This window comes from Paludisphaera soli, assembly GCF_011064595.1.
Taxonomy (GTDB): domain Bacteria; phylum Planctomycetota; class Planctomycetia; order Isosphaerales; family Isosphaeraceae; genus Paludisphaera; species Paludisphaera soli.
In genome coordinates, this window is the sequence record NZ_JAALJI010000194.1 from 1 (window position 1) to 240 (window position 240).

The 240-nt window shown below is 56.7% G+C and carries 1 pseudogene; it reads right to left on the bottom strand.

Going from position 1 to position 240, the window contains the following annotated elements:
• Nucleotides 1–99: 99 nt before the first annotated feature.
• Nucleotides 100–240: pseudogene (locus tag G6O68_RS32265) on the bottom strand (IS5/IS1182 family transposase); the annotation flags it as partial.

Below are 240 nucleotides of genomic sequence, written 5' to 3' on the forward strand. Positions count from 1 at the left end.
CTCTCACGGCATGGCCCTCGGGATTGGCGATAACCCGAGATTACCCATCCCGTCAATAGGGCGCTATACCTTCAAAGAAATTGCTCTAGTACTAAGATCCTATCTCATTAGGCCGGCGGCGCGGTGGGTGATGTACGCGCATGCGAAGTGCAGCATCGCCTCGTAATTCTCCGCCTTCTTCCCCCACCGGATCAGCAATCGGCGGAAGCGATTCATCCAGCTATGCGTCCGCTCCACGAG